This window comes from Dolichospermum sp. DET69 (assembly GCA_017355425.1).
Taxonomy (GTDB): Bacteria; Cyanobacteriota; Cyanobacteriia; order Cyanobacteriales; family Nostocaceae; genus Dolichospermum.
Genome location: CP070233.1, coordinates 4,602,352 through 4,617,054 on the forward strand (window position 1 = coordinate 4,602,352; position 14,703 = coordinate 4,617,054).

Here is a 14,703-nt window from a genome sequence, read left to right on the forward strand (position 1 = left end):
TGAGTAAACTATTGATATAGTATATAAATTGTAGTTAAGAAAACCCTTGTATTACCACTGGAGGTTGATCAAAAATGCTAAACCAATCTATTACCGAAATGACTTTACAGGATTTAGAATCCTTAATTAATAGACTTGTTGATGAAAAAATTAATCAAATCAATCTTCCTAAACATCACAAAATAGAAAAGTCTGAACTTGTTAAAAAAATACATATCTTGCAAGAAAACTTAAAGCAAAAATATGGAGAATTTTCTGATTTAACAGAATTATTGCGAGAAGATAGAGACAGATGATCACAGATAAAATCGTCATTGATAGTAGTGTAGTCATTAAATGGTTTATTGCTCAAGATTATTCATTAGAAGCAAATAAAATCCTTGATGCTTATCAATCACAACAAATTACCTTGATTGCACCAGACTTGATTTATGCAGAAATTGGTAATATTGTTTGGAAAATACAGCGATTTCAAGGTTTAACAAATCAGGAAGCTGAAATGATACTTGATTTATTTCAGCAAATACAATTAAAAATATTTCCTGCTGATGAATTATTAAAAGATGCCTATCAGTTTGCAGTCAATTATCAAAGAACCGTCTATGATAGCCTTTACGTAGTTTTAAGTATCAGAGAGAACTGTAAATTTATTACTGCTGATGCAAAGTTGTACAATGCTATTTATCGGCATATTCCAAATATTCAACTTATTAAAGATTGGATTTAAGTTAATTCTTGAAAATGAAGGACAAAGCCCAAAAGCCTCATCCTTCATCCTATTAATTATGCTTCATCCAAAGCTGCAATACCAGGTAAAATCTTACCTTCCAACAACTCCAAACTAGCACCACCACCAGTAGAAATATGGCTCATTTGATCAGCCAAACCAACCTTTTCCACAGCCGCTACAGAGTCACCACCACCGATAATGGTAATTGCACCAGTTTTGCTGATATCTGCTAGAGTATGTGCGATCGCTTCTGTACCTGCCGCAAACTTATCAAACTCAAACACACCCATAGGCCCATTCCAAATCACAGTTTTACAATCAGCCAAAGCAGCTTGGAAAACTTTAATAGAATCAGGTCCAATATCTAAACCCATCCCATCGGCAGGGATATTTTCAATGCTGACAGTAGTAGCATTAGCATCAGGAGAAAACTTATCAGCAGAAACAATATCTGTAGGTAACAATAAAGCTACACCGCGTTCTTTAGCCTTAGCTTCTAACGCCTTCGCTAATTCCAGCTTATCTTCTTCTACCAAAGACTTACCAACACTCAAACCACGGGCTTTATAGAAGGTGAAAATCATCCCCCCACCAATGATCAACTTATCGCACTTTTCCAACAGAGTTTCAATAACTCCAATTTTGCTAGAAACCTTAGAACCGCCGATAATAGCCACCAAAGGACGTTGGGGACTTTCAATTGCACTTTGTAAGTATTGCAATTCCTTTTCCACCAAATAACCAGCTACAGAAGGACTTAAGAACTTAGTTACACCCTCAGTTGAAGCGTGGGCGCGGTGAGCAGTGCCAAAAGCATCATTTACATAAAAATCAGCATTTGCAGCTAATTTCTTGGCAAATTCAGGCTCGTTTTTTTCTTCTTCTGGGTAGAAGCGGACATTTTCCAACAACAGCACTTGACCATTTTGTAAAGCCGCAACCTTAGCAGCTACATCATCACCAATACAGTCATCAGTTTTGACAACTTCTTGTTTCAACAATTCAGAAAGGCGTTTAGCAACAGGTGTTAGACGTAATTTTTCATCTACACCCTTGGGACGGCCGAAATGACTTGCTAAAATGACCTTAGCGCCCTTTTGAGTCAAATCCTGGATAGTTGGCAGCGCAGCCCGAATCCGGGTATCATCAGTAATGTTGCCTTGATCATCCACAGGGACGTTAAAATCAACCCGCACTAAAGCGCGTTTTCCAGATATCTCAGCCGCAGATAAACTTGCTAAACTTTTTTTAGACACAGCCAAACTCTCCTGATTACTTTTTTGTTATTGTTTTCAAAATATGACTATCAAGATTTTACTGGAGTGAGGCGTGCAGAGGTGAAATATGTTTAAAACAGTTCTATTTCCCATTGATCAAAGTCGAGAAGCCAGAGAGGCCGCTGATATAGTTGCCAATATTGTGCAAACCTATGGCAGTCGCTTAATTCTGCTTTCGGTTGTTGAAGAGCCAGACTTAGAAGCACCTGCTACCAGTCCTATGGTGTCTCCAGAAGCAGTTGCCAAACTTTTAGAAAATGCCCAGGCTTTATTTTCTGGACAAGGAATCATCGCGGAATTACTAGAAAGACAAGGTAAACCAGCCTTTACTATCTGTGATGTGGCTGATGAAGTTGGGGCTGATTTAATTATTATGGGCTGTCGGGGACTAGGCTTAACTGACGAAGGTTCAACGGATAGCGTGACTACACGGGTGATTAACCTTTCCCCTTGTCCTGTTTTGGTTGTTCCTTAATTTAATAGACATCTGGTGAAAATTAAATCCGCGTCTTTCTGAACCCTTGTAGAGACGTTTCAGGTCACGTCTCTACATTCTTTTTCACAAGATGTCTATTGTCTAGAATACCCGATGCTGTAGGGATGGCATTTGCCGACGGACTTGTTCTAGTCTGGTAGGTTTAATTTCGGCGATCGCTACTCCTGGTTTTTCGCCAGCGTCTGCTAAAATGACACCCCAAGGGTCAATAATCATAGCGTGTCCATGAGTTTGGCGACGGTCATAATTAGTCCCAGTTTGAGCGGGAGCAATCACATAACAGGTATTTTCTATTGCTCTGGATTGTAGTAATACCTGCCAATGGTCTTTACCAGTAAAGGCTGTAAAAGCGGCGGGAACAAATAAAATATCTGCGCCCTGACTGGATAAATGGCGGTAGAGTTCAGGAAAGCGGACATCATAGCAAATAGAAAGGCCAATTTTCCCCAAGTCAGGGGAAGCATAAACAGCAGGTAATTCAAGTCCAGGCATGACGGTACTTGATTCCTGATAGGTATTACCATCAGGGACATTGACATCAAATAAATGCACTTTTTGGTAACGGGCGAGTTCTTGACCGTTAGCACCTATGAGCAATGCTGTATTATGAACCTTACCGCTACTATCTACAGGGATAGGAAAGCCGCCGCCAAGAATGGTAATTTGAAAGCGTTGTGCCATTTTATGAAGAAATGTTTCCGTTGCTGCGGCAATCTCATTTCCTTGTGCTAGTTTATCTTTTTCTTCCCCCATAAAAGAAAAATTTTCTGGCAAACCCACCAACTCCGCACCCTGACGCACGGCCAAATCAATTAATTCTTCTGCTTGTACCAAATTTTTTTGCAAATCAGGCACACTGGTCATTTGAATAGCGGCAGCTAAATAAGACTTCATAGATTCCAGAACAAACGGTAAATTTAGACAATGTAGATAATTAAATATATCGTTATCGGAGGGAACAGGGAACACGGAACGGGGAACAGAGTTAAGAGTCTTTTTGTGGATGGTTTTTTAGGAACATTTCGTGTCTCAATTAACGTCTATAGCACTTACCTACAGCAAATTGTCATCAAACCTGGAACAAGAACCCCACCCCCAACCCCCTCCCCGCAAGCGATGAGGGGGCTAAGATGTACCTTATATGATTGGAAATCGCTGTAAGTAGGGGCGCAGGGCCTGCGCCCAGTCAATGGTCAGGAGGCACGCCCTACGCCCAGTCAATGGTCATATTTTTACAAAAATCTTTTTTTCAAAGCTAATGGCAGATTTTTCGCCATTTCTAAACCTTCCACATTTTGCCAATTAGTTTTTTCATCCCAGCGGATATCACCAAAGGTATGATCACTAAAGATAGCACCCATAAAGTTCGCACCATCAAAGTTTGCACCGCGCAAATCCGCACCGCACAGATTAGCGCGACTCAAATCTACATCTTTGAGGTTTGCACCAGATAGGTTAGCACGGCTAAGATTTGCACCACTCAGGTAAGTTTCTCCTAAATTCGCGGAGGTAAAATCTGCATTTCTCAAATCTGCACCAATAAAATAGGCGCGGTTCAGGTTAGCATAGCTGAAATTTGCCCCACAAAGACTAGCACGGCTGAGGTCTGCTTCTGTTAAATCTGCGTAGCTTAAATTTATTTGTAACAGACTTGCCCCCCGAAGATGAGCGCCACTGAGAAATTGACCAACTAAATTGCGGAAATTTTCACCCTGTAAACAATTACTGTAATGAATAATATTGTTTAATTGGTAGGTAAAATTGTTCGCTTCCGGTTGACCAGAGGGATAAAAAATTATATGCTCTTTGAGTACCTCATCTTCTTGGGCATAACGCTGGATAGCTAAAAGTAAAATCATCACATTTAACCCAGCATAAATATCTACTTGACGCTGACCTAATTGGTGAATACCAATATTTTGTAATTCTCGTAGCTTGGTTTGGGGTAAGGTTTCTTCAGCGGTATCAATAAATTTACCTTGACACCAACTGACATAAAAATCATTTAACCGTTTATATAGTTGTACCCAACGGAAATTGGGAACAGCAATCATCAAACCCATTAAATATTCAACTATTTCTTTGGTAAGAATCCCAAAACCTAGCAAATCATAAATTTGCCAATTCATTTCGGATTCATTGGTAATTAATTCTTTACCAGATTCTGTATTACAATACTGTGTCCAGGCAGTGAGACTTAATTTCAAACTGTCAGCAAAGAGAAATTCACTAAAGCTTTGATGGCTAAATTTTACCCGATTATCTGACTCATGATCAGGATAAATATAAAAATCTGCTAAAGGTGTTTTGAAAATTTCATCCTTTATTAATTTTGCATCATCTTCAAGCTGAGATTTTAGCATTGATATTGCCGCAAATTCTCCACCTGACTGAGTTACAGCAACAGCAGCTTCTGTGAGAATATCTTTTAAATTTGGTAATTGATCATGGAAATTAGGTGATGATTTGGAAATTAACCAATTTATTGCTTCTTGATAAATTAAAGCTGTAGCAGTTTTAGAATTATCCGTTAATAAATTATCAATTACCAGTTGATCATCTCGATACATTCCCGCTAAAAAGTAAAGTAATAAAGGTTCACTGATTAATTCTTGAATAATTGCCGGACATTTTTGATTAACTAGAAACTCCTGTAAATCTGTATTTTTTCCGTAATTAGCTGGTAAAGATTGCCATCTTTCTAGCCATTTTTCCTGTTGCTGTTGATCTAAAGGCAGAATTTCTACTCTTTCTAAATTTGTGGGTAAATTAGAGATAATTGATAAAGGGATAATATCACTGGTAATTAATACTCTATGTCCCATTCTTTCGTCATTTTTACATTGTTGCTGAAATTCAGCAACTTGTTGGATAAACTTCTCTAAATTCTCACTATTTCTAGACACAATTGATAATTCATCCCAACCATCAAAGATAAAAATAAAGCGATTATTTTTATTTCTTAACCAGTTATGATCACCGCGAGTAAAGCTAATATCTAAATTTGCAGTTAATGTTTCTGATAGCTGAGATGATAAAGTTTTAATATCTTTAACATTAATTAAAATTGGTGTCCAGAAAGGATGTAAATGTTGTCTAATCCAATCTGCGAATATTTTGCAAAAAACACTTTTACCTCTGCCTATTTTTCCTTGGATAAATATAACTTTCTCCAAGTTATTTTCAGCGAGGATATTTTTCTTAACCCATGCTTCTAAATCACAAGATTCAGCATTAATATTTATTTGCCCATATTTATTGACAGGTTTAGCTTTGAGGGGAATATAAATATCTTTAAATGAGCAAGTTTGATCAAAAACCGGATCTAATGCTTGAGTAGCAATGTGATTTGTGAGATATTCCTGAATATTTTGAATGTTCTGTTGTTCTGTTTCCCATTTATCTCGACAATTTTCCATCACTGTTTGGATATCATCACCTAAATCCATCAAAGCTTTAATAATATATATATTAGTATTTCCTGCAATTCTTTTTGCTAAAAGTCTGGCTGGATATTTGCTAAGATAGGGGGATGTTAATCTTGTGGATAATAGGTTATTAAATGCGCCTGCTAATTCAGATTTCTGAAAACATTCAATTGTCTGCATAGCAGTTTGTTCATCTAATTCAATATTATTGATGGTTTCTAATATGGTTACTAATTCTGCATTTCCATCGAAATTATCATAATTTAAGGAAGGATATAAAGATAAAATATCACGGATACTTTCTAAGTAAGCCGCTTGACTAATAATAGATATATAGTCTTCTAAAGTAGGAGCTTGTTGAGAAATATCACGATAAGATTTCAGGAAAGCTATTCCCAGAGATAAAAATGATAATTCTCCATTTATTACCTGGGTTAAGGGTGAACATAACACATCTAATAAAGAAGATGAATTTTGCAGTAACAGTTGTAAAACTTCTAAATTAGCACCTTGTTCTTTAATGCTTGTTGCTGCTTCTAAAACTGCTTTACCAGTTTCCTGGGTTGTATTTATACTTTCTTCTACTGAGAAAGATTGACGAAACTGATACCAAATATTTGATAGGGATTTTTTCATACTAACTTTTTATCGCTACTCAAATTACTTAAAAATCTAATTTCTAGGTTAACAGTAATCACTTGTGAATATGGCTATATCTAAAATCTTTGCAAGAAAAATTTACACCACAAACCTATAGTAACGGTATAATTACGGTATTATTCTTTAGAATTACGATTAATCCAAATGCCTCTCATTCCTGCTGCTTTAGCACCTTGATAGTCATCTATCATACTATCACCGATGTGCCATGCGTCTTCTGGGGAACATTTATGCTTGTTTAAAGCAATTTTAAAAATTTCTGGATCTGGTTTAGCAGCACGGACTTGAGTAGAAATGGTAATAGAAGCAAAGTATTCTCTAAGTCCCAAACCTTGTAAGACTAAATACAGACGGGAATCAAAATTAGATAATACTCCTAATTCAATTCCTAAGCGTCGCCAGTTCATTAAAGCTAGGGTGACATCAGGATAAACATACCAAGGATCGGGAGTACCAAAGTGGATATAAAGTTCGGTAAAAAAAGCCGGAAAATCGACAAATTCTGGAAGAACACCGGCACATTCAAAGGTATTTAAAGCAATAATTCGCCACCAATCATATTCACGCTGGGGAATATCTTTGATATCTGCATCAAGAAATATTGGCGGTGGTGATGCTTTAAAGCTTTTAAAAAAGTTTTTATTTAAAACTTCAGGGGAAACGGAAACGCCAAAATCTGCGGCTATTTGACTATAAATTTCACCAACACTTCCTTTAACACCAAATAATGTCCCAACAGCATCAACAAAAATAACTTTAGGCTTTTTCATATTAATTTTAAATTATCGTGGTTTTCAGATCCCCGACTTCTTAAAGAAGTCGGGGATCTTTAATTTAACTTACTTAGAAACGGCTTCTATTATAGGGCTAACTAACCAATTAAAACCGACTTTCAATTGATGATTTAACGTGGGTAAACGATACAGATAAGCTAGACGACGGGCTAGGTATGCAAAAGAACCATCTAATTGCACACCTAAACCTGTGAGGGTGGCGTTATCTATTCCCAAAGCCATCATTTCTCCCAATGGTTGATAGCGGAAGGGAAGCAGGGGGCGATTGGTGATAGTAGCCCAGATGTTCCATGCGGTATAATCGGCTTGTTGGAAAGCAACTTGGGCGGTTGCGGGGACTTGTTTTCCTTCTGCGTCGAGAGAGTCGGCTAAATCTCCTAAAGCAAAGATTTCGGGATGTTCTAAAACCTGTAATTGGGGTGTGGTGGTGATTTTTCCTTGCTGATTTTGCTTGACTGGTAAGCTTTTCACCACTGGGGAAACTTTTGTTCCCACTGTCCAAATGACTAAATCTACGGGAATGGTGTCTATTTGATTTTTATACTCTAGAGAGATGCTATCTTGATCAATTGCTGCTACTTTGGTTTCTAGGTCAATAAATACGCCTTTGCTATCTAAGGCTTTTTTGGCAGCTTCACGGTTAAATTCTGGGGAAGTTTGTAAAATTTGATCACTGCGTTCAATCAAGCGGAAACGTCCTTTTTCACCAACCCTATCTGCTAGTTTACAGGCTAATTCTACGCCACTGTAACCCGCACCAACTATGGCGACACGGATTTTTTCTGGATTTGTGGTTTCGAGAATTCGCAGCCGTTCTTCTAATTTGTAGGCATCAGTAATGGTACGGAAGGGGTAGGCGTGGGTAGCTGCACCGGGAACTAAGTCTAGGGGTGTTTCGCCACCTAATGCTAAGACTAAGCGATCATAATTCAGTTCTGATTTATCTGCTAATTGGACTGTTTGTTTGTTGATATCTATGGCGGAAACAGCGGCTTGGTGGAATTGGATACCTGTTCCTTGAAGTAGTTCTGAGTAAGGTGGGGCGATTTCCCAGGTTTGAAGTTCTCTGGTCAGGAGTTCGTAAAGTAGGGGAGAAAAGACAAAGCGATCGCTCTGATCTACTAAAATAATCTCAGGTTTAGGTGTAGATTCCCACGGTAATTGGCTTAAACGCAGGGCGGTGTAGAGTCCACCGAAGCCACCACCTAGTATACAAATTTTTGTAGTTGGTTGAGTCATAGTTTTTTTGAGCAGTTAAATTTCGGTCAGATGTTTCTTTTATTGTAATGTTTTATTACGGTTTGTTGCTATTAACCAATAATTCTGATAATCGCCTTTATGCAAATTATGACATTTTTAACAGCTGAAATAATATTTTAGGTGTTGCTGATTAGAAGTATGATTTTGTTTCACGCAGAGGCGCAGAGTCACGGAGAGTAAGAGTTGAAAATCATTTATTTTTCAATGATAAGTTACATAGTTCCTAATACGAATTCTCCTTCATTAACAGAGTTATTTATTGATATATTGTAAACCAAACCTGATTTTTCTGCATGAACATGAATAGTTGTGGGTAATTCACCTATTTTATTGAAAGTGAGAACCTGATATAGCAAATCTCCCTCCTTGACTGAAGTACCTAATATAGCTTTAGATAAAATCATTCCTCCTACGGGACTCCAATATTTTTTAATTTGACTGAGTAAACGAAAACTAGTTTGATGAGATATGGTTTCTGATTTGGTTAAATCCTGGATTGCTAAAATACCTTTGTGATTTAAATAGTTTTTAATTCCGCGCACTCCTTTAGATACTGAATCTGGATTTATTTGCATTCCCGTTCCTAATTCTAAAGTCCATGCTTCTATATCAAATCTCATTTTTTCTCCGGTTAATTTTAACAAAGTTTTCTCTAAAGCTAACCAGGGTTTGATAAATGATTCATCAAAAGCATCACCATCATATTGATCAAATAAAATGCCATAATCAAGGAGAAATAAATTAGCATCATCTTCTCGATTTTGGAAATAATAAAGGTATTCTATTCCTTCTCCAGTGTGACTATGTAAATCAATTACGTAGTCTGCATCTAAATACAGAGATTGCAGCTTATAACGATATTTATCAGTTAATTGGACACTGCTAGGGGCATTTATTTTATCTAAAATACGATGAAAACTAGTTTGAATTTTTTGGTAAAAGTTATATTTAATTGTATCTATATCAAAACCAATTTGAGAACTAGCAAATTCTTCTATATCATGACATTTTTTTTCATAATCCCAAAAAATTCTATTCCAGTCTTTACCATCATAAATATTAAATCTACCTGTGGAAAAGTTATGAGTTCGCTGGTTAACAGCTAAAGGATTACAAACAGGTACAAGCCAAATTTCTCCTATTAACTGAGTATTATTTAATGATATTAAAAAATCAATGATTTGGTAAATGACAGCATTACCAACAATTTCCGCACCGTGTAAGTTAGATTGGATATATACTTTTTTACCAGATTTAGCACCAATAAATTTATATACCTGGAGAGAAAGAAACTCCCCAGAAGCAAGTTGAAAAAGGGGAATAGTTGCAATAGTGGGAATCATAAATCAAATCCCTAGTCAAACTAATAAACAGTTTACTACAAAATCCTAATTATTGAATTAGTTTTGTCTAACTATCTTGAGAATAAATGTCTAATTTATTTCAGATAAAGTTTTAAATTGTTTCTCACTAATACGTCCTGCTGCATATAAAGTTTCTGTAATTTCAGAAATTGTTAAAACTGCGTGTGCTTGATAACCATTTTCTCGCAATCTGTCTTTTACACCTTGTTCATGGTCCATAAATACTACAATATCATTGACATTTAATCCTGCATATTTTAACTTTTCTGCTCCTTCCATTACGCTTTTACCACTGATCAAAATATCATCAACAATGACAACAACTTCTCCAGGATTAAAATTACCTTCAATTACCTTGCGGGTTCCGTGTGCTTTTACTTCTTTGCGGGGAAAAATCATCGGGGAATTTAGATGTAATGATAATCCAGTAGCAGTGGGTAAAGAACCATAAGGAATACCGGCTATTCTATCATAAGTTAGGTCTTTGAGAATCTCTGCATAAGCAATTACTATCTGATGAAATATTTGGGGATTGGAAATGATTTTGCGGAGGTCTATATAATAGGGAAACGTAGCTCCAGAAGCTTGGACAAATTCACCAAACATGATACAACCAATGTCATAAAGTTGTAGAATTAAATCTAAAAGCGGGTGTTTATTTAACAAACAAACATCGGAAAACCAGACGAAACAAGTGGAGTTTTCTTGGGAAATTTCAGTTCTGAGATGATTAATTTCCGCCCTTAAAGATTGCAGTTGTGTACATAGATTTTCACTTCCTAACATATCTTGAGAAACGGGAAGAAGTAACCCATCACCATTATAATTTAATCCCGCTGATAGCAAATTTTTAAGATTACCACCTTCAGACCAAATACTGCGGGCTAAAATTACTCTTTCTGGTGCTTCTTTGCGAATTTTTGCTAAAATATTTGGCTGAATAGTTCCTACTTCTAAACCCAGTTGTTCAGGTGTTCCCCAGTTTTTTGCTTCTTTAACTACTTGTAAATAAAAAGGGGATTCCGCTGTAGGGTATTGCTGCAAAATCACTGCACCTGGATTAGAAGTTGTACACAAAATAAAAACGGCTTTATCGGGATAAACTAAAAAGGGTGCTACGTGATCTTGTCCTGCATAAGGACTCAATGTAATCGCATCAATTTGCCATTCTTCAAAAACAGTTTTAGCGAAAATTGTACTAGTATTAAGATCGCTATGTTTGGCATCTAATATAATCGGAATATGGGCAGGAATAGCTTTTAAAGTTTTTTCTAATAATTCCCATCCTGGAATACCTAAAGCTGCGTAAAATCCCAGAGTTGGTTTATAGGCACATACTAAATCACTGGTTTGGGAAATAGTAAATTCTAACCAATTCCACAGACTATGAATCATACTTTTGGGATCTGATTTCTGGGAATATCGTTCAGGGAGCATTTCTGGATTAGGATCTAGTCCTACAAATAGCAAACTCTGATTTTGAGCGATCGCCCCATTCAATTTATCGTAAAATTTCATAAGTTCTCCTAGCAATATTTTAACTTTAAGGCACTTACTAAAATACTAACTCGTTTTCTCTACCATCATATCATTAATGGTAACATGATTATCCGTATATACGTTAATCTGAGGTTAATATTATACTTGAGAAGGTCATAACTTGCGTTTTCACATCCATATATCCCCTTTAAGCAAAAGCTCAAATTGTCACCTTGCAAAGTATATCATTCCCTCCCATTTTGCTAAAATCTTATCACTAATTCTCGGTACTTTATCTACATCTTGTAAAGAAGTAAACTTTTGCTATTGACGGGCTATAATTATCCTTGGAGCTAACTTCTTACCGACCAGGAAGAGTTTCTAATTCTGCTTGACTGGCTGTATTGAGATTAATTTTAGTGTTAATCGAATTTACAAAAGATGATGGTTGTTTGATTTGGGGACATTTTTTAACTTCCGCATCAATTTTAGATTTGATATTTACTGGTAAGCCTGGCTTGATTTTACTATAAAGACGATTAAATTCCCGTTGATAATGTGCTGCTACTGTAGGATTTTCAATGACTATTAATGTTTCATCATTACCATTATTTGCAGCTTTTGACCAATTATGTGAACCTGTAATTACGGTTTGGTTATCAATGACGGCAAATTTATGATGTAATAAGTCACCTTTTGCTAAAATGGGAACTCCAACTGTAGAAAGAGGATTTTTCCAAGGATGATTATCAACTTCATATTTACAGTTATTACTCAAAGCAAATCCCATCATATCTAAAGCTTCACTGTAGGGACGATAGGCAAATTGGGGTTCAATTAAAGCCCTAACTTGAACATTTTGATGATGACGGTTTTCGAGAATATTTGCAAGTTGTTGATCGGAAAATACAAATAATGCTAAATCAACGGTTTTTGTACTTGTAGATAGGGTTTGAGCAATTAACCCATTACTGCTAATACTCCAAGGTTGAGTTGGAGAAATAGGGGAAAAATGAACTTTAATTTTACTATTACCTAAGATGATTGTTTGCGGTTCACGAACAGGTTTTTTAAGTCCAAACTTACTATCTGGTTTTCCTCCTACACCGTCACCCCATAAAATATTAAATTCTTCCGTTAGTAAAGTCGCTAATTCCGAACTATCAATTTTTAATAAATTATTGGCATTACCTAAACTGCTAGGATTTATATAATCTCCAGATGTATCACTTAACGTAAAATTGGCAGAAGTAATAATTACAAAGCGATGATCAACAATCACAAATTTATGGTGCATTAAACTACTACCTTTAGAACCATCAGCAGTATCATCTATCCAAGGAATTGGGGCATTTTGAATAATTGCTAACCCATCCCGTTGACTAATTTCCTCAGATGTGATTTGATCATCTTGATTGATATCAACAAATTTCCGAAATTCCTGATATCGTTCTTTTTCTCTTTTTCCTAATTTGGCTATTTCTGCGGAAGTGAAACTACTCCAAATTCGAGAATAGTTATTTTCTAAAATCAACCTAATTTTAACCCCAGCTTTTTGCTTTTCTGCTAATATTTGGGCAACTTTTGGTAAACGCAATTCTTGGACAGCTATATCTATAGTAAATTTAGCTTGGGAAATAGTGTCCACAATCTGCTTTTCCAAATCATCTCCTAACCGAGTTTGCTGACGATAGGTTTCTTGATATTCTGAAGATTGGGAATTATTGAAGTAAACTTGAATTAAAGGATCTTGGGGTAATGGTGCTAAACGCTGGTTTAATGATTGAACTTTTTGACAACCAAAAAGGGTGAATAGCAATAAAAAGATAGAAGAAAAATAGCGAATCTGTGAGAAAATAGACACAGTAATCTGATAAAAGTAAATTACAGAGATTTTAATGTATTTATATCACACTCTCCATTAATTTATTTCTTCTTTGCCATCTTTTCATTAAACTTTTACCTAAAAATGACAATAGGTAAATTATTATTCTCAGTCAATGATTAATTTTTATGCAAATATATCTAGATTACAGTGCAACTACTCCAACTCGTCCAGAAGCGATCGCTATCATAGAAGAAACCCTAGCTCAACAATGGGGTAATCCTTCCAGTTTACACGAATGGGGCAACCGCGCCGCTTTAGTTGTGGAAACAGCTAGAATCCAAGTTGCAGGTTTAATTAACGCTGTTCCCGAATCAATTATTTTCACTTCCGGGGGAACAGAAGCAGACAACTTAGCAATTATGGGGGTAGCGCGATGTTATACCGTCCCCCAGCATATTATCATTTCTAGTGTTGAACATTCCGCTATTTCCGAACCGGCGAAAATGTTAGAAAATTGGGGTTGGGAAATTACCCGTTTGGGTGTAAATCATCAAGGAAGAGTCAACCCTGAAGATTTAAAAGCCGCTTTACGAGATAATACCGTTTTGGTATCTGTGATTTATGGACAAAGTGAAATAGGAACAGTCCAACCCATTGCTGAATTAAGGAAAATTACTCAAATACACGGTGCTTTATTTCATACAGATGCAGTGCAAGTTGCTGGACGTTTGCCCATAGATGTACAGACTTTATCTGTAGATTTATTGAGTTTATCTAGTCATAAATTATATGGTGGTTTGGGTGCAGGGGCTTTATATGTACGTCCTGGTGTAGAATTAAAGCCGTTGCTGGGTGGGGGTGGACAGGAAAACGGAATGCGTTCAGGGACGCAAGCAATGCCCGCTATTGCTGGATTTGGGGTGGCTGCGGAGTTAGCAGGGAAAGAATTAGAGATGGAAACAGGGAGATTGATCCAATTACGCGATCGCCTTTTTGGTATCTTAGCAGATGTTCCTGGTTTAATTCCCACAGGTGACAAAATTCACCGTCTACCCCATCATCTTAGTTTTTATTTAGAAGCTGCGGACGGAGAAAAAATCAGCGGTAAAACTTTGGTACGTCAGTTAAATTTAGCCGGAATTGGTATTAGTGCCGGTGCTGCTTGTAATAGTGGGAAATTAAGCCCCAGTCCGATTTTATTAGCTATGGGATATTCTCAAAAAGCGGCTTTAGGGGGAATTAGATTAACATTAGGAAAACAAACAACAGCAGCGGATATTGATTGGACGGGAATGGTTTTCAAACAGGTTTTGGAGAGGGTTATAAATATTTTTGTTTGATAGCGTGGTGCGAACCATATTAGGATGTCCACCGATTTAAGGATTTT

11 protein-coding genes and 1 pseudogene are annotated in these 14,703 nt (G+C 36.6%); 4 read left to right on the forward strand and 8 right to left on the reverse strand.

Features of this window, described 5'->3' with window-relative positions; genetic code table 11:
• Window positions 1-74: 74 nt before the first annotated feature.
• Both EZY12_21105 and EZY12_21110 read left to right on the forward strand, forming a co-directional pair.
• Complete coding sequence (locus tag EZY12_21105) at window positions 75-296, forward strand: hypothetical protein (protein QSX67201.1); 222 nt, start codon at window positions 75-77, stop codon at window positions 294-296.
• Window positions 293-727 (forward strand): type II toxin-antitoxin system VapC family toxin, encoded by a 435-nt coding sequence (locus EZY12_21110; protein QSX67202.1) that lies wholly within the window; start codon window positions 293-295, stop codon window positions 725-727. Before EZY12_21105 ends, EZY12_21110 begins: the two co-directional genes overlap by 4 nt.
• Before the next feature lie 56 nt (window positions 728-783).
• Here EZY12_21110 and EZY12_21115 read toward each other — a convergent pair whose 3' ends face one another.
• Complete coding sequence (locus tag EZY12_21115; protein ID QSX67203.1) at window positions 784-1,986, reverse strand: phosphoglycerate kinase; 1,203 nt, start codon at window positions 1,984-1,986, stop codon at window positions 784-786.
• Window positions 1,987-2,074: 88 nt separating this feature from the next.
• Between EZY12_21115 and EZY12_21120 the strand changes: the two genes are divergently transcribed.
• Window positions 2,075-2,482 (forward strand): universal stress protein, encoded by a 408-nt coding sequence (locus EZY12_21120; GenBank protein ID QSX67204.1) that lies wholly within the window; start codon window positions 2,075-2,077, stop codon window positions 2,480-2,482.
• Between the two features lie 102 nt (window positions 2,483-2,584).
• On the opposite strand, the gene EZY12_21125 is transcribed toward EZY12_21120, so the two are convergent.
• The 7 genes and pseudogenes from EZY12_21125 to EZY12_21155 all read right to left on the reverse strand — a co-directional run bounded on the left by EZY12_21125 (window position 2,585) and on the right by EZY12_21155 (window position 13,352).
• Window positions 2,585-3,397, reverse strand: coding sequence for a carbon-nitrogen hydrolase family protein (locus tag EZY12_21125; protein QSX67205.1), 813 nt, complete (start codon window positions 3,395-3,397; stop codon window positions 2,585-2,587).
• Window positions 3,398-3,735: 338 nt separating this feature from the next.
• Window positions 3,736-6,567 (reverse strand): pentapeptide repeat-containing protein, encoded by a 2,832-nt coding sequence (locus tag EZY12_21130; GenBank protein ID QSX67206.1) that lies wholly within the window; start codon window positions 6,565-6,567, stop codon window positions 3,736-3,738.
• Between the two features lie 140 nt (window positions 6,568-6,707).
• Window positions 6,708-7,361, reverse strand: a complete 654-nt coding sequence (locus tag EZY12_21135; protein QSX67207.1) for an HAD family hydrolase — start codon at window positions 7,359-7,361, stop codon at window positions 6,708-6,710.
• A 69-nt stretch (window positions 7,362-7,430) separates the two neighbouring features.
• On the reverse strand, window positions 7,431-8,624 hold the full coding sequence (locus EZY12_21140; GenBank protein ID QSX67208.1) for an NAD(P)/FAD-dependent oxidoreductase: 1,194 nt from the start codon (window positions 8,622-8,624) through the stop codon (window positions 7,431-7,433).
• A gap of 233 nt (window positions 8,625-8,857) precedes the next feature.
• Entirely contained in the window at window positions 8,858-9,988 is a 1,131-nt protein-coding gene (locus EZY12_21145) for a succinylglutamate desuccinylase/aspartoacylase family protein (protein QSX67209.1), read from the reverse strand.
• A 90-nt stretch (window positions 9,989-10,078) separates the two neighbouring features.
• Window positions 10,079-11,527, reverse strand: coding sequence for a bifunctional orotidine-5'-phosphate decarboxylase/orotate phosphoribosyltransferase (locus EZY12_21150; GenBank protein QSX67210.1), 1,449 nt, complete (start codon window positions 11,525-11,527; stop codon window positions 10,079-10,081).
• Between the two features lie 189 nt (window positions 11,528-11,716).
• Window positions 11,717-13,352, reverse strand: a pseudogene (locus tag EZY12_21155) (DUF655 domain-containing protein).
• Window positions 13,353-13,501: 149 nt separating this feature from the next.
• On the opposite strand from EZY12_21155, the gene EZY12_21160 reads away from it, so the two are divergent.
• A complete protein-coding gene (locus EZY12_21160) occupies window positions 13,502-14,656 on the forward strand; it encodes a cysteine desulfurase (protein QSX67211.1) in 1,155 nt (384 codons plus the stop codon).
• The last annotated feature ends 47 nt before the right edge of the window (window positions 14,657-14,703 follow it).

What these genes read in the sequence shown, in the direction of transcription:
- EZY12_21105 (QSX67201.1), top strand. Translation starts at nt 75, where the DNA reads ATGCTAAACCAATCTATTACCGAAATGACTTTACAGGATTTAGAATCC.
- EZY12_21135 (QSX67207.1), bottom strand. Translation starts at nt 7,361, where the DNA reads ATGAAAAAGCCTAAAGTTATTTTTGTTGATGCTGTTGGGACATTATTT.
- EZY12_21150 (QSX67210.1), bottom strand. Translation starts at nt 11,527, where the DNA reads ATGAAATTTTACGATAAATTGAATGGGGCGATCGCTCAAAATCAGAGT.
- EZY12_21145 (QSX67209.1), bottom strand. Translation starts at nt 9,988, where the DNA reads ATGATTCCCACTATTGCAACTATTCCCCTTTTTCAACTTGCTTCTGGG.
- EZY12_21130 (QSX67206.1), bottom strand. Translation starts at nt 6,567, where the DNA reads ATGAAAAAATCCCTATCAAATATTTGGTATCAGTTTCGTCAATCTTTC.
- EZY12_21160 (QSX67211.1), top strand. Translation starts at nt 13,502, where the DNA reads ATGCAAATATATCTAGATTACAGTGCAACTACTCCAACTCGTCCAGAA.
- EZY12_21120 (QSX67204.1), top strand. Translation starts at nt 2,075, where the DNA reads ATGTTTAAAACAGTTCTATTTCCCATTGATCAAAGTCGAGAAGCCAGA.
- EZY12_21110 (QSX67202.1), top strand. Translation starts at nt 293, where the DNA reads ATGATCACAGATAAAATCGTCATTGATAGTAGTGTAGTCATTAAATGG.
- EZY12_21125 (QSX67205.1), bottom strand. Translation starts at nt 3,397, where the DNA reads ATGAAGTCTTATTTAGCTGCCGCTATTCAAATGACCAGTGTGCCTGAT.
- EZY12_21140 (QSX67208.1), bottom strand. Translation starts at nt 8,624, where the DNA reads ATGACTCAACCAACTACAAAAATTTGTATACTAGGTGGTGGCTTCGGT.